Source organism: Arthrobacter sp. UNCCL28 (genome assembly GCF_900102805.1).
In the GTDB taxonomy this organism is placed as follows: domain Bacteria; phylum Actinomycetota; class Actinomycetes; order Actinomycetales; family Micrococcaceae; genus Arthrobacter; species Arthrobacter nicotinovorans_A.
In genome coordinates this window covers 598,528-619,411 of sequence record NZ_FMWE01000003.1, presented here as the reverse complement: position 1 = coordinate 619,411, position 20,884 = coordinate 598,528, and the positions used below count along the sequence as shown (strand labels likewise).

Genomic DNA, 20,884 nt, shown 5'->3' with positions numbered 1-20,884 from the left:
GTGTCGAATCACAATCTATCGCGCGATGAAGCCGCCACCCGTTCAGCCCTGATCACCACCCACAGCTACGACGTCACCCTCGATGTCCGCGACGCGGAAGATCCCGCCGTCCCCGGGTACCCGAGTACCAGCACCATCACCTTTTCAGCGATGCCGGGTTCGGCGACGTTCCTTGATTTTATCAACGGTGGCGTACAGTCCGTGATCCTCAACGGCCAACCCCTGGACGTTGGGTCCGTCGTGGACCGCCACAGGATAGTCCTGGAAGGACTGGCGGCCGAGAACACCGTCACCGTCACCGGCACTGCCCTGTACAGCCGCTCCGGTGAAGGCATGCACCGGTTTGTCGATCCCGCTGATGGCCAGTGCTACCTCTACACGCAATACGAGCCCGCAGACAGCCGGCGGGTCTTCGCCAACTTCGAACAGCCGGACCTCAAGGCCGAATTCACTTTCCATGTGATCGCCCCGGCAGGCTGGGAAGTCGCGTCCAACGGGGTGGAGGAATCCCGCACCCCGGAGGGCGGAGACGCCCGCGCCGCCCGCTGGGACTTCGCCACCACCAAACGCATGTCCACGTACATCACCACTGTGCTCGCTGGCCCCTACTTCAAAGCCACGGATCACTGGGGAGCAACGCTCGACGACGGCACCCGGCTTGAGGTGCCGCTGGCGCTTTTCTGCCGGGCCTCTTTGGCGGAGTCCTTCGACGCGGACGAACTGTTCGGGTTGACAAAGAGTGGGCTTGCCTTCTTCAACGATCTCTTCGACTACCCCTACCCGTGGGGAAAATACGATCAGGCTTTCGTGCCCGAGTACAACCTCGGAGCCATGGAGAACCCCGGCCTGGTGACCTTCACGGAGAAGTATGTCTACGCCTCCCGGGCCACTGACGCCCAGTACCAGGCCCGGGCCAACACGCTGATGCATGAGATGGCCCACATGTGGTTCGGCGACCTCGTGACCATGCACTGGTGGGACGATCTCTGGCTGAAGGAGTCGTTCGCCGACTACATGGGCACCCTTGGCGTGGACCGTGCCACCGATTGGGACACCGCATGGGTGAACTTCGCGAACAAGCGTAAAGCCTGGGCGTACGTCCAGGACCAGTTGCCCACGACGCACCCGATTGTGGCCGACATCCCGGACCTCGAAGCGGCAAAGCAGAATTTTGATGGAATCACCTACGCCAAGGGTGCTTCGGTCCTGAAGCAGCTGGTGGCCTACGTGGGCTTTGATGCTTTTATTGCCGGCTCCCGCCAGTATTTCCGGGATCATGAGTTCGGGAATACTTCCCTGCAGGATCTGCTCCTGGCCCTCAGCGCCGCGTCCGGCAGGGATCTCGGCCAGTGGGCCGGCCAATGGCTGCAGACCTCCGGTATCTCGACCATTTCGGCGGAGATCGTGGACGACAACGGCGTCCTTGGTGCCGTGACGCTCCGGCAGGATGCCATCGACCCCATCACGGGCCACCAAGTACTCCGTCCGCACCGGTTGCGGCTGGGCCTGTACGACGCTGATGCTTCAGGCCTGCTCGTGCGTTCCGAGAGCCTGGAGGTCGACGTAACCGGCCCCAGTACCCTGGTGCCCCAGTTGAACGGTAAACGCCGTCCTGCTTTGCTTTTGGTCAATGATGATGACTTGAGTTACGCCAAGGTCCGCCTCGATCCCGGTTCCGAACACACTGTCCGGGCCTCGCTTGGAAAAATCAGCGATCCCATGGCCCGCGCCCTCTGCTGGACTGCACTGTGGGATTCCGCGCGTGACGGGGTGACGCCTGCCGTGCGCTATGTGGCGGCTGTGGAGCAGTTTGCCTCTGATGAGACCGGCATCGGGGTCCTGTTGAACGTGCTGGGCAACGCTTCTGCCGCCATTGAACGCTACGTTCCTGCAGCCGGCCGGGAAGGGGTGCGCAAGGATTTCCTCTCGGTGGCCGCTGACAGGATGAAGGCCGCAGATCCAGGCTCCGACCATCAGCTCGCCTGGGCAAGGACCTTGGCGGAGGTATCCCGGCACGGGGACAGCGAACTCCCCTTGCTCCGGGGAATCCTGGACGGCAGCGTCGTCATTGAAGGACTGGCTGTCGATGCCGAACTACGTTGGAGCTTCTGGCAGGCTTTGTCAGCCCACGGCCAGGCGTCCCGGGCCGAATTGGACCGGGAACTGCAGGCAGACAAGACGGCATCCGGAAGGGAGGGCCATGCCCTTGCTGCGGCATCCATTCCCGACGCCTCAACCAAGGCAGCCGCCTGGGATTCCACGGTCAACAGCACGGGGCTTTCCAACGAAATCCTGAGCGCAACGATCGGTGGCTTCATGACGGGACCGGCGTCCCTTCTGGAACCCTATGTGGAACCCTACTTCGAATGCCTTGAACGGGTGTGGGCCGAACGCAGCATCGAGATAGCCGGCAGGATTGTGCGCGGACTGTTCCCGGGGGCACAGGACCTGGCGGAAGGCATGCAGCCTTCGGAGCACCCGGTCCTGGTACGCACGGACACATGGTTGACCGACCACAGTGACGCTCCCCGGGCATTGCGCCGTATCGTCATCGAGCAGAGAAGCCACTTGGCCCGGGCGCTCACGGCGCAAGCCGCCCCGGCTTAGGCCTGTCGGCAGCTACGGAACCCGGTTCAACCACTCTTCGGTTCCGAACTTCGCCTCCACGCGGTTCTTCGCCTCACCGAGCTCAGCCTCGGTGAGGCGGGACTCGAGGGCGCCATACCGTTCCATGAATACCTCCTGCATGGCTTCAAGGATGGCTGCCCGGGCAAGCCCCGTTTGGCGTCGTAACGGATCAACGCGCTTCTTGGCGCTGCGCGTGCCTTTGTCGGAGAGTTTTTCCTTGCCGATGCGCAGGACTTCCACCATCTTGTCTGCATCGATGTCGTAGCTCATGGTGACGTGATGCAACATGCCCCCGTTCGCGAGGCGCTTTTGTGCAGCGCCCCCGATCTTTCCTTGATCGGTGGCGATGTCATTGAGGGGAACGTAGAAAGCGGCGATCCCCAATTTCTCCAGGGCCGCCATCTCCCAAGCGTCCAGGAAAGCGTAGGAATCGGCAAAACTGATGCCGTCCACCAGTGTCTGTGGCAGGTAGAGCGAGTAGGTGATGCAGTTGCCGGCTTCCATGAACATGGCGCCGCCGCCGCTGATGCGCCGGACCACGTTGATGCCGTACCGGGAAACCCCTTCAGGGTCCACCTCATTACGCACTGACTGGAAGCTGCCAATGACCACCGACGGCTCTTCCCAATCCCAGAAGCGCAGCGTGGGATTGCGCAGCCCCGCGCCCACCTCCTCGGTGAGGACCTCATCCAGTGCGACGTTTACCTGGGTGGGCAGCACGGAGGGCGGGATGACTTCCCATTGGTGGTCTCCCCAGCTGGTGGCTTTGGACAGTGCCCGCCGGACGGTGATAGCCACGGCTTCTGCAGAAAAGCCGAACAGTACTGCGTCCCCGGGCAGCCCCGCAGTGACCGCTGCGGCAATGTCTGCGGCCGTCGAGCTGTCCGGAAGACCGGTCAGTGCCGTGTTGATGTCCTCCAATGCCTCGTCCGGTTCCAGGAAGAAGTCGCCGCTGAGGGAGACGTTGGTGAATTTCCCTTCGCTCACGTCCAGGTCAACCACCACCAGTTTGCCCCCGGGAACCTTGTATTCGCCGTGAAGGCGGGTGTCGGCGTCGTTGATGGCTGGGTGCTGATCAGGGCTGGGAGTCATGGTGTCCATCTTGCCGGAAAACGCAAAAGCCCGCATTGCCGAAGAATCCAGCAATGCGGGCTGTGAAAAGCCTTGGGGTGAAGTGGGTTACTTCTTGCCGCCGAAGCCCTTGAAGCGGGCGTTGAAGCGCTCGACGCGGCCAGCGGAGTCCATGATGCGCTGCTTGCCCGTGTAGAACGGGTGGGACTCCGACGAGATTTCGACGTCGATAACCGGGTAGGTGTTTCCGTCTTCCCACTCGATGGTCTTCGAGGAAGACACGGTGGACTTGGTCAGGAACTGCGTACCGGAAGCCAGGTCGTTGAAAACAACTGCTTCGTACTTCGGGTGGATATCAGACTTCATAATGGGACCTTTTGTTCACGCAGCTGGATTTTGCCAGCTGCCAGGTATGAATGGAGGTGGTCTGGTTGCTGCAATGCGGACATTCCAGCTGCCGGGCCAACAACCAATCATAGCGGAAACCGCACGGCCGGACGAACCGCTGTCAGTCGCGCGGACGGAGTTCCCAAAAAGCCACTGCCGAGGCGGCAGCAACGTTGAGTGAGTCAACGCCCGCGCGCATGGGAATTTTGACTGCCAGGTCTGCAGCATCCAGGGTGTCCTGGCTCATGCCGGGGCCCTCCGTGCCAAGCACCAAAGCCAGTTTGGAGTACTCCCTTGTGGCCAGGTCGTCCAGATCCAACGCACCTTCAGTCAGTTCCATTGCGGCAATGGTGAAGCCTTGCTCCTTGAGGCGGAACAGGTCATCCGGCCAGCTTTCCAGCCTGGCCCAGGGAACTTGGAAGACCGTGCCCATGCTGACCCTGACACTGCGCCTGTACAAGGGATCTCCGCACCGTGGGGACACCAGGACAGCGTCCACCCCCAGTGCTGCGGCGGACCGGAAAATTGCCCCCACATTGGTGTGGTCAACGATGTCTTCGAGGACAGCGACGCGCCGGGCGCTGGCCAGCAGTGTCTCCAGTGGAACAGGGGCCGGCCGGTGCATTGCTGCCATGGCACCACGGTGCAGGTGGAATCCGGTGATTTCTTCCAGCAGGGACGCCTTGCCGATGAACACCGGAACGTCCGGATATGCCTGGAAAACGTCCTCGAGGTCTTCCAGCCATTTCTCCGCCAGGAAAAAGGATCGGGGCTGGTGTCCGGCGGCCAGTGCCCTGCGTAAAACTCTCGAAGACTCGGCGATGTACATGCCTTCTTCAGGCTCACGAAGCTTCCGAAGGTGCACATCAGTAAGAGTGGTGTAGTCCGTCACGCGTGGATCATCCGCGGACTCAAGATAGTGGAAAGCCACCGGGCGGTTATTTCATCAGGTTGGCGATCATGAAGCCAAGGGCCACGATGCCAAGGGTGAAGATGACGGCCCGGAGGACGCGCGGGGACAACTTCCGGCCAACTTTTGAACCTACCAAACCGCCGATTGTGGAGCTCACGGCAATGAGGAGAACCACCAGCCACTCGATGCGGTCGAAAGCAAAGATCAGGTAGGAGATTGCTGCCACCATATTTACGCCGAGCACCAGGATGTTCTTCATGGCGTTGGCATTTTGCATTGTTCCGCTCAGGAACACGCCAAGGATGCCTACCAGCAAAATCCCTTGTGCCGCCACAAAGTAGCCACCGTAGACGCCGGCAAGATAGACGAGCACAACCAAGAGGATTCCATGGCTGCGATCCCGGATGGCATGTTCCGGGTTTTGCTCCCGGCTGCGGACCCAGGCCTGCAGTTTGGGCTGGAACAGCACCATCAACAGGGCCATGACCAACAGGACGGGAGCAACGTAGTGGAAGACCTTCTCCGGTAGGTGCAGCAGGAGCCATGCGCCGGTGATGCCGCCCAGCAGCGAGGCCGGCAGCAACTTCATCAGCTGCCGTCCCCTGCCGGCCAACTCGCGGCGGTAACCCCAGGCGCCCGCCGCTGTGCCGGCAACAAGGCCCATGGCATTGCTCATGGACGCCACCACGGGTGTGATGCCAATGGCAATGAGGACAGGGAAAGTCACCAGTGTGCCGGAACCGACCACCGCGTTGATGGTGCCGGCCCACAAGCCCGCGAAAAAGACCAGGATGCTGCTAAGGATTTCCATTGATGACTATCGGGTCGGCAAGCGGCGGGCAGTGGCGGTGTAGCGTCCCGCGTTTTCTGAAACGTCCAGCGGCAGGCCGAAGGTCTCGCTGAGGTGTTCGTCCGTGAGAACTTCCTTGATGGGACCAGCGGCCACCACGCCGCCTTCGCGGAGCAGCATGGCATGGGTGAATCCCGGCGGCACTTCCTCAAGGTGGTGGGTCACCAGGACCATCGCGGGAGCCGCCTCGTCGCTGGCCAGCTCACCAAGCTTGTGCACCAGTTCCTCCCGGCCGCCCAGATCCAGGCCCGCGGCCGGTTCATCCAAAAGCAGTAGTTCGGGGTCGGTCATGAGGGCGCGGGCAATCTGCACACGCTTTCGCTCGCCCTCGGACAAGGTGGCAAAGGTCCGGTTAAGCAGCGGGCCCATCCCCCAGTCGTTCAGCAAGCCAAAGGCGCGCCGCTCGTCGTCGCGCTCGTAACCCTCGCGCCAGCGTCCGGTCACGCCGTAGGCGGCGGTGACCACCACGTTGAGGACGTTCTCATGCTCGGGGATCTGGGTCGCAAGTGCTGCCGAAGACAACCCGATGCGGGGGCGCAGTTCGAAAACATCAACACGACCCAGGACCTCATCCAGGATCCCGGCTTTTCCGCTGCTCGGGTGGAGCCGGGCTGCGGCTATCTGGAGAAGCGTGGTCTTTCCGGCGCCATTCGGTCCCAGGATGACCCAGCGTTCCCCTTCGTTGACCTGCCAGTCAACCTTGTCCAGCAGGGTCTTCTTGCCTCGGACAACGCTGACGGAAGCCAATTCCAGAACATCACTCATAGCAGTAGACACTAGGACAAAAAACCATATGACTGATAACCGGTCGCCCTTCTGTGTTACCGGCCGAAACGAATTCGGGTGGTTGTGCTGTGCTCAGTAGGATTGAGGCCATGACTTCGAACTTGGCTGCGGTCAGCTATGGCGTGCATTTGTCCCCCGAATCCCTTGTGAACCTTCGGAAGGTACTTGCCGACGCCGGCGCCGCAGTGTCATCGGAATCACATAGCGGCGACCACCGCTTCAGTGTCGTTACGGCAGGCCTCGCTGCGGGCTCGGAGGCGTTGGTGGATCTTGCCGGCGTTCGCCGGAACGTTGCTGCGGCAGCCAGCGCCGGCATTGATACTGCGATTGTTCCTGAAGAACTGCGCCAGGCTTCCCGGAAGCTCCTGATCATGGATGTGGATTCGACGCTGATCCAGCAGGAAGTCATTGAACTGTTGGCCGCGCATGCCGGTAAACGGGAGGAAGTGGCCGCAGTGACCGAGGCCGCCATGCGCGGCGAGCTGGACTTTGCCCAGAGCCTCCACGCCCGCGTCGCCGTGCTCGCCGGGCTGCCCATGGACGTCGTCGAGTCCGTCCGCCAGGAGGTGCGCCTCAGCCTTGGCGCTGCAGAGCTCGTGGCTGCCTTCAAGGAAGCCGGGCACGTTGTGGCGGTGGTGTCCGGCGGATTCAACCAGATCCTTCGTCCCATTGCCGAGGAACTCGGGCTGGACCACTGGATCGCCAACGAGCTTGAAATCGTCGACGGCGTGTTGACCGGCAAGGTGCTTGGCGCCGTGATTGACCGGGCAGCCAAGGAGAAGTACCTGCGTGAGTGGGCAGCTGCCGAAGGAATCAGCCTCGAGCACACCATCGCAGTGGGTGACGGCGCCAATGACCTGGACATGCTCAGTGCGGCAGGGATCGGAATCGCTTTCAATGCCAAGCCTGCTGTTCGGGCAGTAGCGGACGCTGCCATCAACATGCCCTATCTCGACGCCGTCCGGCACATCGCCAACGTCTGACACCCGCTCTCACTGAGCCGGTTTGAATGCCGGCCAACCCGCTTACGGCCGCGGGTGTCTTTGGTGTGCCCACGGGTATCTGTCTTGTGTTCCTGATGCGAAACAACAATGCCTATTTCGTGACGCTATTATTCCGACTATTTATCAAATCGTCATTAAAAGCCCATTCATGGACGGAGCTCCTTCCGGAATTGAATAGTCATGCCATTTTTCGGGCAAATGCTGTGTAAAGTAAAAGCTCGACATGGAAATCCGTGAACATGCGGCAGTCCTGAATGACGGAAGAGCAGGGTCGGTAAGTGAACCGTTCGGAGCGTACGTGGAAATGGTGGAAACGCAGCGAGGAATTTGAATCCCTGCCAACACCCCTCCACGAGATCATCCGTGAGCGTCACCCTGATGCGGTGGCAACGGGAATGGCTCCTAACCAATGGGACTCCGGCCCTGCGATACCTCCTGGCCAGGAAATTCCGTCGGTTTATTTCATGGCCGCCAGTGATGGCACTACAGAACAGGAAGAACTGATTATGAGCTCACTTGACGAAGCTACCAAGCAACTGCTGTCCATCGAAGGTGCTACGGGTGCAGCCATTGTTGACTACACCAGTGGAATGGCGCTGGCGCAGGGCGGAAACCCGGGTTTCGACCTGGGAGTTGCCGCAGCCGGCAACTCGAACGTCGTCAGCTCCAAATTGCGGACCATGGCCGACCTCGGCCTGGACAGCAACATTGAGGACGTGCTGATCACCCTGGATACGCAATACCACTTGATCAACGTCCTGAATTCGGCGGGGTCCAAGGGACTTTTCGTTTATCTGGTGCTGGACCGGACCTATGCGAACCTGGCGCTGGCACGCCACAAGCTCAATAACATCGCCAAGGCTGTCGCCATCTGATCTCCAGGTGTTAACAGTGAGGGGCGGCCGCGATCATCGCGGCCGCCCTTCTTCGTCCAATTTGCCGGACTCCTCAGACTTTCACCCTTCGTGCCTCGCGGCCGCCCGATTCGAACTTGACGCCCAGCATGTGGTGCACCAGGACATCCTCGTTGGTGTTGGCGTTGGCCTCAATGGTGACAAGCTCCCCGTCCCGCATGACGCCAATCCGATGGCACCAGTTGACCATCTCGGACAGGTCCGAGGACAGGAGGATGATGGCAACCCCGGTTTGGCTGAGCTGGGTCAGCATCTTGTACACGATTTCCTTGGCACCGATGTCGATCCCGCGGCTGGGATGGCTGAGGATCAGGACATCGCAATCGGTGGAGATCCATCGGGCAAGCTCCACTTTCTGGCGGTCGCCTCCGGAAAGGGTGGTGAGGGCACCTTGGATGTTGGTGGTGTTGATGCGCATGCGGTGCACCACGTCAGCCACGCCCCGTAGGTGGGTGATTTCGTCCTGGAGACTTGCAGCACCCGGGGCTTTGCCCTGATACAGCCCATCGGCGATGCTGGTCCCTGAAGCGAAGGTGTCGGCCGTGTCCGGCGAATAGCCGATCTTCAGCCGCCGTGCATCCTGGAGCCCGCGGATCTGGACCTGGTTTCCCTTCACGTGGATCGTCCCCGAGGTGCAGGGGTGGATCCCGGCCAGTGCCTCCGTGAGTTGGTAGACGCCGGATCTGTGGGTTCCCACGAGGCCGAAAATTTCACCCTTGACCACGTTGAAGCTCACATCACGGACGTTTTCCCCCACGCCGAGGTTGGAGATCCGCAGGACCTCTTCCCCGGCGGCCGGACCTGTAGGCCGGGCAATCCGCTCGAGTTCCTGCTGCAATAGGAGGAAGGCAAGTTCGTCGACGTCGGTTTTGCTGGCTTCCACGATCTTGTGAACTCTGCCGTCGCGGAGGATCGCGATGCGATGGGCAATGGAGCGGACTTCGTCCAGGCGATGGGTGATGTAGATGATCGCCCGGCCCTGCCTTGTCAGCATTCTCAGAACCTGGTGCAGGACTGCGACGTCGTGGTCCGGAAGGGACGCGGCTGCCTCGTCCATGATGACCAGCTGGGCTTCCTCGGCAACCATGCGGAGGACTTCCACCAAGGCTTGCTCTGCCCGTATCAGTGTGCCGACCTTCGCATCAGGGTCCAGGGTGATCCCGATGTCCCGGATCAGCTTGGCGGCTTGGCCGCGGAGTTCCCCATGTGGCCGTCCTGACTGGAAGGTCCCGCGGAAAATGGCCTCCGTGATGGTCAGGTCCGGATCTATGTGGAAGTTTTGGGGAATAAGCCCTACTCCGCAGGCCTGTGCCTCTGCGATCGAATCCGGCGCGTACTTCTCTCCGGCAAGCGTGATCCGGCCCTGGTCATGTTTGAGGGATCCTGCCAGGACGCCCATGAGGGTGGTCTTACCTGCGCCGTTGGTTCCAATCAGCCCCAGGATCTCGCCGCGATGCACTGAAAGGCCAACACCTTTGAGGATGCGGCGTTGATCGTACGACGCGTGAATATCATCAGCATGTAACAACAGATCCAAAGAAGCTCCTAATGCATGCACAAACCCGCCCATTGTGGATTATGCAATGTGCTGACAACTACGTGCGAGGCTGCCTTGGAGAGTCAACCAGAAGGATTCCCTTAATGCAAAGTCGAATTTGCAAAACAGTTAAGCCCAATTCGTGACGCGAAAATTCGAACAATTTATCAAACTGACACTTTACGAGCGTGGGCACCTTCGCCGTTTTGATGGTTAAACAGCTGTGGCCCTGGACGAAGGTCCGGGGCCACAGCAGGTCAGATGGTCGCTATTCGGCCGTTTTGCCGAAGTAGTCTGCACCACCAACATATTCGGTGTGCCCGGATTCGACGTCCGCAGTGACCATCTTGGCAACTTCGGCTGCGAACTCCTCCACGGAGTACAGCTTGCCGGCTTCGGCCCGGCGCGCTTCGATGGCTCCCGGGTTGGAACGGTCCAGCAGGGTCGCCGTTACGGTGCCTTCGATCATGTCACCGGAAACGACCACCAACGAGATGCCCTTGTCCGCAAGGTGGGGAATCAAATCCCGCAGTGCGTCTTCCCCGGCGCGCTTGCTCTTTGCGACCGGCTCGTACTCAGGCATGGTGGGAACAGTTTCCACGAAGTGCGCCTGGTGGCTGGTAACGAAGACGACGCGCGAGCCCTCAGGCATGAGCGGTACCGCTGCATTAAGCATGTTGACCTGGGCATCGCGGTTGAGCTTGAGGGCATAACCCTCCTCCATGCCTGATTCCATGCCACCTGAAGCGTTCAGCACCAGGACATCGAGGGAACCAAACTCCTCCATGGCTTTGCTCGCCAGGGCGTGCACGCCTTCATCGGTGGTGAGGTCGGCGCCCACGGCAGCTGCACGGCCACCCGCTTCCTGGATGCCGGCCACCACCTTGTTGGCGCGCGGCGCCTTTTGACGGTAGTTAACAACGACGGCGGCGCCCTCGCCTGCAAGGATCTTGGCAACTTCGGCACCAATTCCACGGGAAGACCCCGTGACGATGGCGGTCTTGTTATCCAGCGTTCCCATTCATGCTCCTTTTGTTCAGATCATCCAAATTCCGTGGCCTCACCTTCCATCATGCCAGCGGCAAGGTTGAATCAGGTTGTGGGCCCCGGACAAAAACTGCGGTTGAGGCTAGTGTCCTAGTGACCCATACCCAGGCCACCGTCAACCGGGATAACGGCTCCTGAGATGTAGGCGGCTTCATCGCTGGCAACCCAGCGAACTACATCAGCAACTTCGGAGGCCTCCGCAAAACGGCCCGCGGGAACATTGGCCAGGTAGGACTTCTGGGTGTCCTCAGGCAGTTCTGCGGTCATGTCGGTATTGATAAAGCCCGGTGCCACGACGTTGGCGGTAATTCCCCTGCTGCCAAGTTCGCGCGTGAGGGAGCGTGCGATTCCCACCATGCCTGCCTTTGACGCAGAGTAGTTGATCTGGCCGGGTGCACCATAGAGGCCGGAGACCGAAGAAATGAGGACCACGCGGCCTTTGCGGAGACGGATCATTCCCTTGGATGCCCGCTTGATAACCCGGAAGGCGCCCGTGAGGTTGGTGTCCAGGACCGACGTGAAGTCATCTTCGCTCATGCGCAGCAGCAGCGTGTCCTTGGTGATGCCTGCATTGGCAACCAGTACTTCAACGGGTCCGTGGGCATCTTCGACGATTTTGAACGCGGCGTCGATGGAAGCCTCGTCCGTGACATCGGCCTGGACACCCAGGATGCCCTCAGGCAACTCTGTTTGACTTCGGTAGGTCACGGCTACCTTGTCGCCGTTGGCGAGGAACGATTCCGCAATGGCCAGGCCAATGCCACGGTTGCCGCCGGTTATCAGGACGCTGCGGCCGGTTGTGACTGCTTCAGACATGCTTTGGCTCCAGGTTCCGCGGCAACAACATGCCGCATTGAAGGGGGATTTTCCTGTGTCGATCTTATCCGCCGGCCATCCCAACCCATGGCTTACCCCCAACCTGCGCGGTTTGGGTCGTCACGGCCTTGGTGAGAGAATTGGGAGAGGCCTTTGGAGCGTGATGATTCAGTTGTGACACGAGAAAACAGTCCCCTGCAGCAAGTGCCCGGGGAACCGGACGCTTTTTCCGGCGAGCCCGAAGTCCACAGCATCACAGATGCCGCCGCTGCCCACTCCGAGGACATGCGTGAGCGCATGATCAAGTATGCAGTGGCCATGGGTATCCGCATGGTCTGCATCGTCCTGATTTTCGTGGTGGATGGCTGGTTCAAGATCATTGCGATCGCGGGCGCTGTTTTCCTTCCTTGGATTGCCGTTGTCATCGCCAACGGCAATGACAAGGCCGAGGACCATAGCGAATCATTGCTGGACTACGTGGCAGTCCCTGAAATCGAGCGTTCCTCCCCCTCGGAAGAACCGGCGGCAGAGGGACCTGAGGTTCTCCAAGGCGAGTTGGTCGATGACGAACCATCATGGCAACAAGACGGCCCCCCAACGGGCCCTGCAAGCGAGGCCGGACACACCGGCGATGAACGGGCGGCTTCATGAACATCTTCAATCTTGGCGGCCTGGGTGCAGCCACCGGGGAATCCGGGCGGGCTTTGGCGCCTGAGGTGTGCTCCCGCAAAGGGTGCCGTGTGGTGGCCCAGTGGCAGCTCTTGTGGAACAACCCGCGGATCCACACACCGGATCGGCGCAAGGTTTGGCTTTCCTGCACAGACCACCGCGAGTGGCTGGAGGAGTATCTGACCACCCGGGGCCTGTGGAAAGAGACCCTTCCGTTTTCGGCCGGCCAAGCAGTTTTGAACGAGGCCGACTGAATGTACCGCTTTCTCTTCTCCAGCAAGTGGCTGGGGTACTTCGTTCTGGCTGTCGTCTTTGCCACGGCCTGCGTTTTCCTGGGCCGCTGGCAGATGGACCGCCGGGCCGAGACCCTGGCCGAGATCAATCGCGTGGTCAGCAACTACTCGGCCACCCCAATCCCCTACACGGAAATCAAGGGCCAGTTCAACGCCTTGGATCCTGAGCGTGAATGGACCCAGGTTCAGTTGCGGGGCAGCTACGACCTCGAAGGCCAGCGCGTTGTCAGGAACCGTCCGCTGAACGGCCAGCCAGGTTACGACGTCGTGGTCCCCTTCCGGCTCACAACCGGCGAAGCAGTCGTCATTGACCGTGGATGGCTGCCCATTGGGAACAACACCCCCGGCCGCCCCGACGTCATTCCGGCACCGCCAACGGGCGAGGTCACCGTGATAGCCCGGCTGAAACCGGCCGAACCCAAGTTGGACCGTGGAGCTGTGGACGGGCAGCTGGCATCCATTGACCTGGCAAGTTTTGCCGGGGAACTCCCCTACCCCATTGCCACGGGAGCCTACGGGCAGCTGGCCAGCGAAGATCCCGCGGTGCAGCCAATGCCCACTCCGTTCCCCAAGCCGGCCACCGAAGAGGGGACACACCTCTCCTATTCCCTGCAATGGTTCGCCTTTGGCGTCCTGATGTTCATCGGTTTCGGGTATGCAGCGCGGCAACAAGCCCGCAACGCGGCCATCGACGCCGAAGAGGAAGAGGACGAGCAGATTATTGCCGCAGGGGGAACGCCCAAGAAGCGCGCGCCCGCCCTGCGGAAAAATAAGCGTGCTACGTCCGAAGAAGAGGAAGACGCAATCCTGGATGCCCAAGGCTACTGAAATTTCTCTTGATCCTGTCCGGAACGTCCGGTCTGCCCTGACCGACGCCGGAGCTCCTGACACAGTCCGCACTTTCGAGGACAAGGTCCCGACGGCGGCCGCCGCTGCCGCTGTCCTGGGCTGTGAGGTCGCGGCAATCACCAACAGCCTGGTCTTTGAGCTGGACGGCCAACCATTGCTGATCCTGGCCAGCGGTGCGGCCAAGGTTGATACGGCATTGGTTGCAGCCCAGTTGGGCACAGGCAAGATCCGCCGCGCCACACCGGATTTCGTGCTGGTACATACCGGTCAGGAAGTAGGCGGAGTAGCGCCAGTGGGCCACCCAAGGAAACTGCGCACCGTCCTGGACATCTCACTCCAAGAACACCCTGTCCTCTGGGCCGGAGCCGGAGACCACAATTCAATGTTCTCCATCAGCTACGAAGAACTGGCACGCATTACCGCCGCCGAACCCCTGCAGGTCCGATAACTCGCATGAGGTGACCTGCCCGCGAGCAAAGCGACGCGGTTGATGTGCGCAGCGTGCGTCCAAGCGAGGAACGAGCGAGCACGCGGCACATCAAGCGCGACGCGCAGCGGACGCAAGAAGTGGACGCAACAACACCGCGCAGCGGACGCAAGCAGGCTTACGCCAGCGTGATCAAGTCCAGGTAGTCTTCGTTCCAGTGGTCCTCTACGCCGTCCGGCAGCAACACAACGCGCTCCGGGTTCAGTGCGGACACAGCACCTTCGTCGTGGCTGACCATGACGACGGCGCCGCTGTAGTTTTTGAGTGCGCCCAGGATTTCCGCACGGCTGGCGGGGTCCAGGTTGTTGGTGGGCTCATCGAGGAGGAGGACGTTGGCGCTGGATGCCACGATGGTGGCGAGGGCCAGACGGGTTTTTTCACCACCGGAAAGAACACCGGCGGGCTTGTCGACGTCGTCGCCCGAGAACAGGAATGAGCCCAGGATGCCACGTACTTCGGCATCCTTCATGTCCGGCGCTGAAGAGCGCATGTTTTCCAGGACGGTGCGGTCGACGTCGAGCGTTTCATGTTCCTGGGCGTAGTAGCCCACCTTAAGGCCATGCCCAGGGATGATGTCGCCCGTGTCCGGTTTATCGACGCCGGCCAGCATGCGCAGCAGGGTGGTCTTGCCGGCACCGTTGAGGCCCAGGATGACTACCTTGGAACCGCGGTCGATGGCCAGGTCCACGTCGGTGAAGATTTCCAGTGAACCGTAGGACTTGCTCAAACCCTCCGCGGTCAGCGGGGTCTTGCCGCAGGGAGAGGGGTCCGGGAAACGCAGTGCGGCCACGCGGTCGTTTTCGCGAACAGCTTCCAGTCCGCTGAGGAGCCGCTCAGCACGCTTGGCCATGTTTTGGGCGGCGACGGCCTTGGTGGCCTTGGCGCGCATCTTGTTGGCCTGGTCAATCAGGACCTGGGCCTTCTTCTCGGCGTTGGCGCGTTCACGCTTGCGGGCGCGCTCGTCCGTTTCGCGCTGGAGCAAGTAACGCTTCCAGTCCATGTTGTAGTAGTCGATCTGGGCGCGGTTGGCGTCCAAAAGGTAGACCTTGTTCACTGTGGCTTCGAGCAGTTCGGTGTCGTGGCTGATCACGATCAAGCCGCCTTGGTGGTTCTTCAGGAAGTCGCGCAGCCACGTGATGGAGTCGGCATCAAGGTGGTTGGTGGGCTCATCGAGGAGCAAGGTTTCGGCATCGGAGTAAAGGATGCGTGCCAATTCGACACGGCGGCGCTGGCCACCGGAAAGGGTCTTCAACGGCTGGTTGAGCAGCCGGTCAGGCAGCGCGAGGTTGGAGGAGATCGCCGCGGCTTCGGCCTCGGCAGCATAGCCGCCACCGGCCAGGAATTCAGCTTCCAGGCGGTCATAGCGGTTCATGGCTTTACGCTGAACGGCAGCGTCGTCGCTGGCCATGTCATCGTGGGCTTTTTTGAGCTTTCCCACCACTACGTCCAAGCCGCGCGCTGACAGGATGCGGTCGCGGGCAAGCTGCTCCATGTCCGGGGTCCTGGGATCCTGGGGAAGGTAGCCGATCTCACCGGATCGGGTGACTTTGCCGCCTGCGGGAAGGCCTTCGCCGGCGAGGACCCGGGTAAGGGTGGTCTTGCCGGCTCCGTTGCGTCCGACGAGACCGATCTTGTCCCCTTTGTCCACCCTGAAGTTGACCTGGTCCATGAGCAGGCGGGCGCCGGCGCGGAGTTCGAGGTCCTGGACGGTAATCAATTCGGGTGATGCCTTTCAATGGGGAACGCTCGCGGGGACCGGCGGGTCCGTTAAGTGCGGCGGGATGCGGCTGTGAGAACAGCCTGTTCAAGTCTACCGGCACCCGGGGCGCAGGCTGACATCGGCCCCTGCAGGGGAAACTGTGTCCAGGGCCAAACAATTCCTGGCCGGCTTTGTGGAAAGGCTCCAAAAACCCGGCTCCGCTGCGTCCGTATTGTCAAGGACAGGGGAAAAGCAACACCGTCATCGCCTCGCACCACACCCGATTGGACCCACAATGAGCCAGACCAACACTGCCCCAGCGCAGAAGAAACCCATGTCCCGGAAACGCTGGACCGCTACTGACCTGGGCCTCATCGCCGTCTTCGCAGCCTTGGTGGCGGCGTCCGCGATCGTTCCAGGCATCCCGGTAGGTGCCCTCGGCGTACCCATCACTTTAGTGACCCTGACAGTGATGCTCAGCGGCCTGGTGCTCGGCGCCGGGCGCGGTTTCGCCGCCGTCGGGCTTTATGTCCTTTTGGGATTGGCAGGCCTGCCGATCTTCAGTGGCGGCCGCAGCGGCCTCGGTATCCTGGCAACTCCCTCAGCCGGCTACATCATTGCCTTCCCGCTGGCCGCAGCCGCAACCGGCTACCTCGCGGCGATCGTCATCCGGCGAACGGTCAAATTCCGGGCTCTCTGGCTTTTCGGCGCCACCATGGTCAGCAGCATCGTGGTCATCCACGCACTGGGCGTCCTGGGCATGATGGTCAATGCCAAGCTGGACTTCACCAAAGCCTTCCTCGCCGACATCCCCTTTGTCCCCGGCGATATCCTTAAGAATGTCCTGGCCGTCATTATCGCCATGGCTATTCACAAGGCCTTCCCGGATGTCCTGGTTCGCCGGGTCAAGTAATCGGAACAATCTCCATGGATTCCATCAGTTTCACCGGGGTTTCGGTACGTGTCGCTGTCGATGGCAGCGACACGCCCAAGACCCTGCTGCACGAATTTTCCCTTGATCTGACCGAACGCCGGATCGGAGTGATCGGTGCCAACGGATCCGGGAAGTCCACCCTGCTGCGGCTGGTCAATGGCCTGGTTGGGCCGACCGAGGGCAACGTCAAGGTCCACGGTAACGACACGGCCGCCGATGTCCGTCGGGTCAGGGGCAATGTGGGCTTCGTCTTTACCGATCCCCTGTCCCAGTTGGTGATGCCCACCGGGAGGGAAGATGTTGAACTTTCCCTCCGCCGTTCCATCAGGAACTCCAAGGAGCGGGCAGCCCGGGCCGAAGCAGTCCTGAACCGCTTCGGCTTGCTGCATCTGGCCGATCAGAGCATCTATGAACTGTCCGGTGGTGAAAGGCAGTTGCTGGCCTTGGCGGCAGTCCTTGCCGTCGATCCCGCCGTCCTGGTCCTCGACGAGCCATCCACCCTCCTGGACCTCAGGAACCGCGAACTCCTGCGGCGTACGGTGTCCGGCCTGGACCAACAGGTCATCATGTCCACTCACGATCTCGACCTGGCGTTGGACATGGACCGGGTACTGGTGGTGGAATCCGGGCGGATCGTTTTCGACGGCGATGCCGCCGGCGGCGTCGCCTTCTACCGGGCGCTGTGTGCAACTCCCCTGCCCGGAGCGCGGCTGGGTGACGTTTCCAGATGAGGGGCCATGGCTTCCTGATCGCGAACTATGTCCGCGGCAACTCCATCATCCACAGAACTCCGCTCTGGCTGAAGTTCCTGGTGGTGGCAGGGTGCGGAGCGGCGTCCTTCCTCATAGTGGATTGGGCGGTGTCGCTGGTGATTTTCGCCGTGATGTGCGCTCTGTTCCTTCTCAGCGGAGCGGGCCTACGGCGTCTCCTGCAGGCCATCTGGTTGGTGATGCCCATCCTTTTGGTCATCGGCCTTTTCCAGTGGTGGCAACTTGGAGGTCCCACAGCGGCCCGCATCGTGCTGAACGTGCTGGTGTGCGTCGTGGCAGCTTCGGTGCTGACTGCCACAACCCCCGTCCAGGACCTGTTGGATGGCGTGGTTGCTGTGGCAAAGCCGTTCCGGCGGTTCGGCGCCGACCCCGAACGGTTCGCTTTGACGATTGCCGTGATGCTCAGGAGCATCCCCTTCATTGCCGGCGCTTTCTCGGACGTGCGGGATTCGGCAAGGGCCCGTGGACTGGAACGCAACCCCCGCGCCTTGGTTCTCCCGGTCTTCATCACCACCGTGGCGTACGCCCGGCAAACCGGCGACGCCTTGGCCGCCCGGGGACTGGGCGAACCCGAAAGCGACTGACGGGCGGGGCTACAGCCGGGAGTATTGCATGAGCGCAGCGGTGCCCAAACCGCCTGCACCGCTGATCATGGCCAGTGTCAGTGGGCTTTGCCCGTGGCAGGCAAACCCTCTCCGTACTTGGGCCAGCAACCGGGTTACCAGGACTGCACCGGAAGCGCCGTAGCCGTGACCGAGTGCCAGCGCACCGCCGTCGAGGTTGGCCCTGGCAGGATCAATACCCAGGTGATTCAAGCAAGCGATGGTTTGTGATGCGAACGCTTCGTTGAACTCGATCAGGTCAACGTCGGCAGCGGCTACGTCGTGGCGGGCCAGAAGTCGTTCGGCAGCGTGCGCGGCCCCGATGCCAAGGAGTTGCGGATCGACTCCGGTAGTGTCGCAGCCCAGCACCAGCAGTCCGTCCCGCGCTCCCAGTGCGCGGGCACGTTTAAGTGAAGTGATGACGACGCCGGATGCTGCGTCCGCGTCGAAGCAGGAGTTTGCTGCGGTGACGGTCCCTCCTGGGATGAATGCCGCAGGAAACCTGCCCATCAGGGGCGCCCGCAAGGAAGCCCGTGGACCGTCGTCGGAATCCACCACAGTTCCGTTGGCCCCCAGCGGAACTATCTCGCCACGAAACCTGTCTTCGTTGGCCGCTGTTACGGCACGTTGATGGCTGCGGAGCGCGTAGTCATCCTGTTGCTCCCTTGTCACCGCGTACTCGCGGGCAACATTTTCTGCAGCGACACCCATGTCCGGGTCGCCAAACTGTGGTGGCACAAAGCTGGCCCTGGAGTAGAAGTCGAGTCCGCCGTCGTGGTTTCTGTTTGCCCTGGCCGGGGCAGTGCTGATGCTTTCGACCCCTCCGGCCAAGTACAGCGGATCACCGCCGGCCGCGACCAACCGGGATGCCAGCGCAATCGCATCCAGGCCCGATCCGCATTGCCGGTCAATGGTGATGCCGGGAACGCCTACGGGCAGACCGGCCTGGAGGGCAGCGAACCTGGCCACATTTCCGCCGCCGCCCACGGCGTTGCCCATGATGACATCGTCCACGTCCGCCGGGTCCACACCTGTTGTTTCCACCAGGGAAGCAAGCACCGGTGCCAGGAGGTCCGGTGCACGGAGATCCCTCAGCTGACCGTTGGCCCGGCAAATCGGAGACCGAAGCGCCGCGATGATGACGGGCTGACGGGACTCCCCGGCTTGCCAGGATGGACCGCCGGCGCTATCCAAGAAGCTGAGCCCGCGGGTCATGATTCTTGACCCAGTCCAGGAAGACTTTCCTGCTTACTTTGCCCCGGTCGGTCAGCGGCAACTCCGCCAACAAGTAATACTGAAGGGGCCATTTGTCCCGTGCCAACATGCCATCCAGGCCTGTGCGGAGCTGGGTTGCGGTGACCGGACCGCAAGCGGGAACGACGCCGGCGACGACGCGTTGGCCGCGGATATCGTCAGGTGCCCCGGCGGCAACCGCACCGTCCACACCGGGAACGGATGCCACTGCCAGCTCCACCTCGTGAGGGTAGACATTCTTCCCCGACGTAATGATCATGTCCGAACGGCGGCCAAGGATGTGCAGGATGCCCTGCTCCAGGAACCCCTGGTCCCCTACGGTGTACCAGCCATCGAGGCACCTTAGTGCCTGACCGTCGTCTCCCCACAGGTAACCGTTGCTCACCATTCCGCTGCGGACGCTGATGTTGCCGTGCGACCCCTCCGGAAGATGCTTGCCGGCGTCGTCCAAAATCGCCAGTTCAACCCCCGGAAAAGGCAAACCGATGCCTGTCCCGCCGGCATCCAAAGGTTCCCCGGCTGCCAGGCGGGTACCGGAGACGAAACTCAGTTCGGAAGCGCCGTAGTACTCATGGATGGCCGCCCGGGGTGCCCACCGCCTGGCAGCTTCCAAGGTCCGGGCATCCAGCTTGGATCCAGCGCAGATGATGCTGCGGATACCGGACGCATCAACGTCCCCGGCAATTCCCCGTTCACTGAGCAACCTCAAGGCCGTCGGGGCCAGGACAAGGCGGGTGATGCCGTCGTGGCTGATGGCAGCGTGGGCATCACCGACGTCGAAGGACTCCAGCGTGTGGAAGGCTGCGCCGGCGTAAAGGCACTCCGAAAGGGCGTAAAGGTTAAGGCTGGCTGAAAGGGGTCCCGGCGCAAGGGTCCGATCATCCTGCGAAAGGCCGAAAAACTCGATGGATGCCTCAAACGAAACCTGCCACGATCGGCGGGACCTGGTGAAGGCCTTTGGAACCGAAGTGGTCCCGGACGTCAGGCCGATCAGGAAGGTGCTGGACGGATCGCCATCCAGCAGTTCCGCCACAACCGGGGTGGTGGTTCCGGGTATGCGTGCGGAAACGTCATCGATCATCGGCGCTGGCCATTCGGGGTCCAGCACAGCACAGCACCGCTCCCCCGCGACGGCAGCTGCGTAGCGCTCCACAAAGCGCACAGAGTTGGGTTCGGCGAGAACAGTAGCGGAGGTCGCGGCGCGCAGAAGCGCTGCTGCGGCGTCCCGGAGGTCCGCCCATGTGAGCCGGTCGTTGCCCACCACCACGGCGGTGTCGTGGGGGCGCTCGTCGGCCCAGTGCTGAAGTTTGTCCAGGAAAGGCATCCACACAATTTTACGGCAGTGTCGGGCACCGGGCACCAATAGTGACGTCT

At 61.7% G+C, this 20,884-nt stretch carries 21 protein-coding genes; 10 read left to right on the top strand and 11 right to left on the bottom strand.

Annotation, left to right across the window (positions count from 1 at the left end; all coding sequences use genetic code 11):
- Nucleotides 1–2,607, top strand: a complete 2,607-nt coding sequence (gene pepN, locus BLQ01_RS11380; protein WP_091551804.1) for an aminopeptidase N — start codon at nucleotides 1–3, stop codon at nucleotides 2,605–2,607.
- 12 nt (nucleotides 2,608–2,619) lie between these two features.
- Here the strand turns inward: pepN and BLQ01_RS11375 are convergent, their stop codons facing one another.
- The 5 genes from BLQ01_RS11375 to BLQ01_RS11355 form a co-directional block, all read right to left on the bottom strand.
- Nucleotides 2,620–3,720 carry a lipoate-protein ligase LplAB gene (locus BLQ01_RS11375; protein WP_254779379.1) on the bottom strand — a complete coding sequence of 367 codons (1,101 nt, stop codon included), beginning with the start codon at nucleotides 3,718–3,720 and terminating at the stop codon, nucleotides 2,620–2,622.
- Between the two features lie 87 nt (nucleotides 3,721–3,807).
- The gene (locus tag BLQ01_RS11370) at nucleotides 3,808–4,065 is read right to left on the bottom strand and encodes a type B 50S ribosomal protein L31 (RefSeq protein ID WP_017200906.1); all 258 of its coding nucleotides are present in this window, start codon (nucleotides 4,063–4,065) and stop codon (nucleotides 3,808–3,810) included.
- A gap of 142 nt (nucleotides 4,066–4,207) precedes the next feature.
- Nucleotides 4,208–5,017, bottom strand: coding sequence for a TrmH family RNA methyltransferase (locus tag BLQ01_RS11365; RefSeq protein ID WP_091551801.1), 810 nt, complete (start codon nucleotides 5,015–5,017; stop codon nucleotides 4,208–4,210).
- Between the two features lie 7 nt (nucleotides 5,018–5,024).
- Entirely contained in the window at nucleotides 5,025–5,810 is a 786-nt protein-coding gene (locus BLQ01_RS11360; protein WP_026546796.1) for a sulfite exporter TauE/SafE family protein, read from the bottom strand.
- Between the two features lie 6 nt (nucleotides 5,811–5,816).
- Nucleotides 5,817–6,614 carry an ABC transporter ATP-binding protein gene (locus tag BLQ01_RS11355; protein ID WP_026540661.1) on the bottom strand — a complete coding sequence of 266 codons (798 nt, stop codon included), beginning with the start codon at nucleotides 6,612–6,614 and terminating at the stop codon, nucleotides 5,817–5,819.
- Nucleotides 6,615–6,724: 110 nt separating this feature from the next.
- On the opposite strand from BLQ01_RS11355, the gene serB reads away from it, so the two are divergent.
- Complete coding sequence (gene serB, locus BLQ01_RS11350; protein ID WP_026546795.1) at nucleotides 6,725–7,618, top strand: phosphoserine phosphatase SerB; 894 nt, start codon at nucleotides 6,725–6,727, stop codon at nucleotides 7,616–7,618.
- 299 nt (nucleotides 7,619–7,917) lie between these two features.
- Nucleotides 7,918–8,514: a hypothetical protein gene (locus BLQ01_RS22640; RefSeq protein WP_245232860.1), complete on the top strand. Its 597-nt coding sequence runs from the start codon at nucleotides 7,918–7,920 to the stop codon at nucleotides 8,512–8,514.
- Between the two features lie 73 nt (nucleotides 8,515–8,587).
- Here BLQ01_RS22640 and BLQ01_RS11340 read toward each other — a convergent pair whose 3' ends face one another.
- The 3 genes from BLQ01_RS11340 to BLQ01_RS11330 all read right to left on the bottom strand — a co-directional run bounded on the left by BLQ01_RS11340 (nucleotide 8,588) and on the right by BLQ01_RS11330 (nucleotide 11,953).
- Nucleotides 8,588–10,081 carry a sugar ABC transporter ATP-binding protein gene (locus tag BLQ01_RS11340; protein ID WP_254779377.1) on the bottom strand — a complete coding sequence of 498 codons (1,494 nt, stop codon included), beginning with the start codon at nucleotides 10,079–10,081 and terminating at the stop codon, nucleotides 8,588–8,590.
- A gap of 277 nt (nucleotides 10,082–10,358) precedes the next feature.
- Nucleotides 10,359–11,111, bottom strand: coding sequence for an SDR family oxidoreductase (locus tag BLQ01_RS11335; RefSeq protein ID WP_026540657.1), 753 nt, complete (start codon nucleotides 11,109–11,111; stop codon nucleotides 10,359–10,361).
- 116 nt (nucleotides 11,112–11,227) lie between these two features.
- Nucleotides 11,228–11,953, bottom strand: coding sequence for a beta-ketoacyl-ACP reductase (locus BLQ01_RS11330; protein ID WP_026540656.1), 726 nt, complete (start codon nucleotides 11,951–11,953; stop codon nucleotides 11,228–11,230).
- 153 nt (nucleotides 11,954–12,106) lie between these two features.
- Between BLQ01_RS11330 and BLQ01_RS11325 the strand changes: the two genes are divergently transcribed.
- The 4 genes from BLQ01_RS11325 to BLQ01_RS11310 are packed head-to-tail and all read left to right on the top strand — an operon-like array spanning nucleotide 12,107 to nucleotide 14,212.
- The gene (locus tag BLQ01_RS11325; protein ID WP_026540655.1) at nucleotides 12,107–12,604 is read left to right on the top strand and encodes a DUF3099 domain-containing protein; all 498 of its coding nucleotides are present in this window, start codon (nucleotides 12,107–12,109) and stop codon (nucleotides 12,602–12,604) included.
- On the top strand, nucleotides 12,601–12,876 hold the full coding sequence (locus BLQ01_RS11320; protein ID WP_026540654.1) for a hypothetical protein: 276 nt from the start codon (nucleotides 12,601–12,603) through the stop codon (nucleotides 12,874–12,876). Before BLQ01_RS11325 ends, BLQ01_RS11320 begins: the two co-directional genes overlap by 4 nt.
- Nucleotides 12,877–13,743 (top strand): SURF1 family cytochrome oxidase biogenesis protein, encoded by an 867-nt coding sequence (locus BLQ01_RS11315; protein ID WP_026540653.1) that lies wholly within the window; start codon nucleotides 12,877–12,879, stop codon nucleotides 13,741–13,743.
- Nucleotides 13,727–14,212 (top strand): YbaK/EbsC family protein, encoded by a 486-nt coding sequence (locus tag BLQ01_RS11310; protein ID WP_026540652.1) that lies wholly within the window; start codon nucleotides 13,727–13,729, stop codon nucleotides 14,210–14,212. The genes BLQ01_RS11315 and BLQ01_RS11310 overlap by 17 nt, the downstream gene beginning before the upstream one ends.
- Nucleotides 14,213–14,369: 157 nt before the next feature.
- Here the strand turns inward: BLQ01_RS11310 and BLQ01_RS11305 are convergent, their stop codons facing one another.
- Entirely contained in the window at nucleotides 14,370–15,968 is a 1,599-nt protein-coding gene (locus BLQ01_RS11305) for an ABC-F family ATP-binding cassette domain-containing protein (protein WP_026540651.1), read from the bottom strand.
- A gap of 277 nt (nucleotides 15,969–16,245) precedes the next feature.
- Between BLQ01_RS11305 and BLQ01_RS11300 the strand changes: the two genes are divergently transcribed.
- From BLQ01_RS11300 to BLQ01_RS11290, 3 genes are read left to right on the top strand one after another with little or no spacing between them, the layout of a single operon-like run.
- On the top strand, nucleotides 16,246–16,863 hold the full coding sequence (locus tag BLQ01_RS11300; RefSeq protein WP_026540650.1) for a biotin transporter BioY: 618 nt from the start codon (nucleotides 16,246–16,248) through the stop codon (nucleotides 16,861–16,863).
- A 14-nt stretch (nucleotides 16,864–16,877) separates the two neighbouring features.
- Nucleotides 16,878–17,615 carry an energy-coupling factor ABC transporter ATP-binding protein gene (locus BLQ01_RS11295; RefSeq protein ID WP_026540649.1) on the top strand — a complete coding sequence of 246 codons (738 nt, stop codon included), beginning with the start codon at nucleotides 16,878–16,880 and terminating at the stop codon, nucleotides 17,613–17,615.
- The gene (locus tag BLQ01_RS11290) at nucleotides 17,612–18,238 is read left to right on the top strand and encodes an energy-coupling factor transporter transmembrane component T family protein (protein ID WP_091551799.1); all 627 of its coding nucleotides are present in this window, start codon (nucleotides 17,612–17,614) and stop codon (nucleotides 18,236–18,238) included. Before BLQ01_RS11295 ends, BLQ01_RS11290 begins: the two co-directional genes overlap by 4 nt.
- Before the next feature lie 9 nt (nucleotides 18,239–18,247).
- On the opposite strand, the gene BLQ01_RS11285 is transcribed toward BLQ01_RS11290, so the two are convergent.
- Together BLQ01_RS11285 and BLQ01_RS11280 are read right to left on the bottom strand one after the other, a co-directional pair.
- Entirely contained in the window at nucleotides 18,248–19,471 is a 1,224-nt protein-coding gene (locus tag BLQ01_RS11285; RefSeq protein WP_091551797.1) for a thiolase family protein, read from the bottom strand.
- Nucleotides 19,443–20,834 carry a class I adenylate-forming enzyme family protein gene (locus BLQ01_RS11280; RefSeq protein WP_091551796.1) on the bottom strand — a complete coding sequence of 464 codons (1,392 nt, stop codon included), beginning with the start codon at nucleotides 20,832–20,834 and terminating at the stop codon, nucleotides 19,443–19,445. The genes BLQ01_RS11285 and BLQ01_RS11280 overlap by 29 nt, the downstream gene beginning before the upstream one ends.
- Nucleotides 20,835–20,884 lie beyond the last annotated feature (50 nt).

What these genes read in the sequence shown, in the direction of transcription:
- BLQ01_RS11360 (WP_026546796.1), bottom strand. Translation starts at nt 5,810, where the DNA reads ATGGAAATCCTTAGCAGCATCCTGGTCTTTTTCGCGGGCTTGTGGGCC.
- BLQ01_RS11310 (WP_026540652.1), top strand. Translation starts at nt 13,727, where the DNA reads ATGCCCAAGGCTACTGAAATTTCTCTTGATCCTGTCCGGAACGTCCGG.
- BLQ01_RS11320 (WP_026540654.1), top strand. Translation starts at nt 12,601, where the DNA reads ATGAACATCTTCAATCTTGGCGGCCTGGGTGCAGCCACCGGGGAATCC.
- BLQ01_RS11330 (WP_026540656.1), bottom strand. Translation starts at nt 11,953, where the DNA reads ATGTCTGAAGCAGTCACAACCGGCCGCAGCGTCCTGATAACCGGCGGC.
- serB (WP_026546795.1), top strand. Translation starts at nt 6,725, where the DNA reads ATGACTTCGAACTTGGCTGCGGTCAGCTATGGCGTGCATTTGTCCCCC.
- BLQ01_RS11335 (WP_026540657.1), bottom strand. Translation starts at nt 11,111, where the DNA reads ATGGGAACGCTGGATAACAAGACCGCCATCGTCACGGGGTCTTCCCGT.
- BLQ01_RS11315 (WP_026540653.1), top strand. Translation starts at nt 12,877, where the DNA reads ATGTACCGCTTTCTCTTCTCCAGCAAGTGGCTGGGGTACTTCGTTCTG.
- BLQ01_RS11280 (WP_091551796.1), bottom strand. Translation starts at nt 20,834, where the DNA reads ATGCCTTTCCTGGACAAACTTCAGCACTGGGCCGACGAGCGCCCCCAC.
- BLQ01_RS11375 (WP_254779379.1), bottom strand. Translation starts at nt 3,720, where the DNA reads ATGACTCCCAGCCCTGATCAGCACCCAGCCATCAACGACGCCGACACC.
- BLQ01_RS11300 (WP_026540650.1), top strand. Translation starts at nt 16,246, where the DNA reads ATGAGCCAGACCAACACTGCCCCAGCGCAGAAGAAACCCATGTCCCGG.
- BLQ01_RS11295 (WP_026540649.1), top strand. Translation starts at nt 16,878, where the DNA reads ATGGATTCCATCAGTTTCACCGGGGTTTCGGTACGTGTCGCTGTCGAT.
- BLQ01_RS11290 (WP_091551799.1), top strand. Translation starts at nt 17,612, where the DNA reads ATGAGGGGCCATGGCTTCCTGATCGCGAACTATGTCCGCGGCAACTCC.
- BLQ01_RS11355 (WP_026540661.1), bottom strand. Translation starts at nt 6,614, where the DNA reads ATGAGTGATGTTCTGGAATTGGCTTCCGTCAGCGTTGTCCGAGGCAAG.
- BLQ01_RS11370 (WP_017200906.1), bottom strand. Translation starts at nt 4,065, where the DNA reads ATGAAGTCTGATATCCACCCGAAGTACGAAGCAGTTGTTTTCAACGAC.
- BLQ01_RS11285 (WP_091551797.1), bottom strand. Translation starts at nt 19,471, where the DNA reads ATGACCCGCGGGCTCAGCTTCTTGGATAGCGCCGGCGGTCCATCCTGG.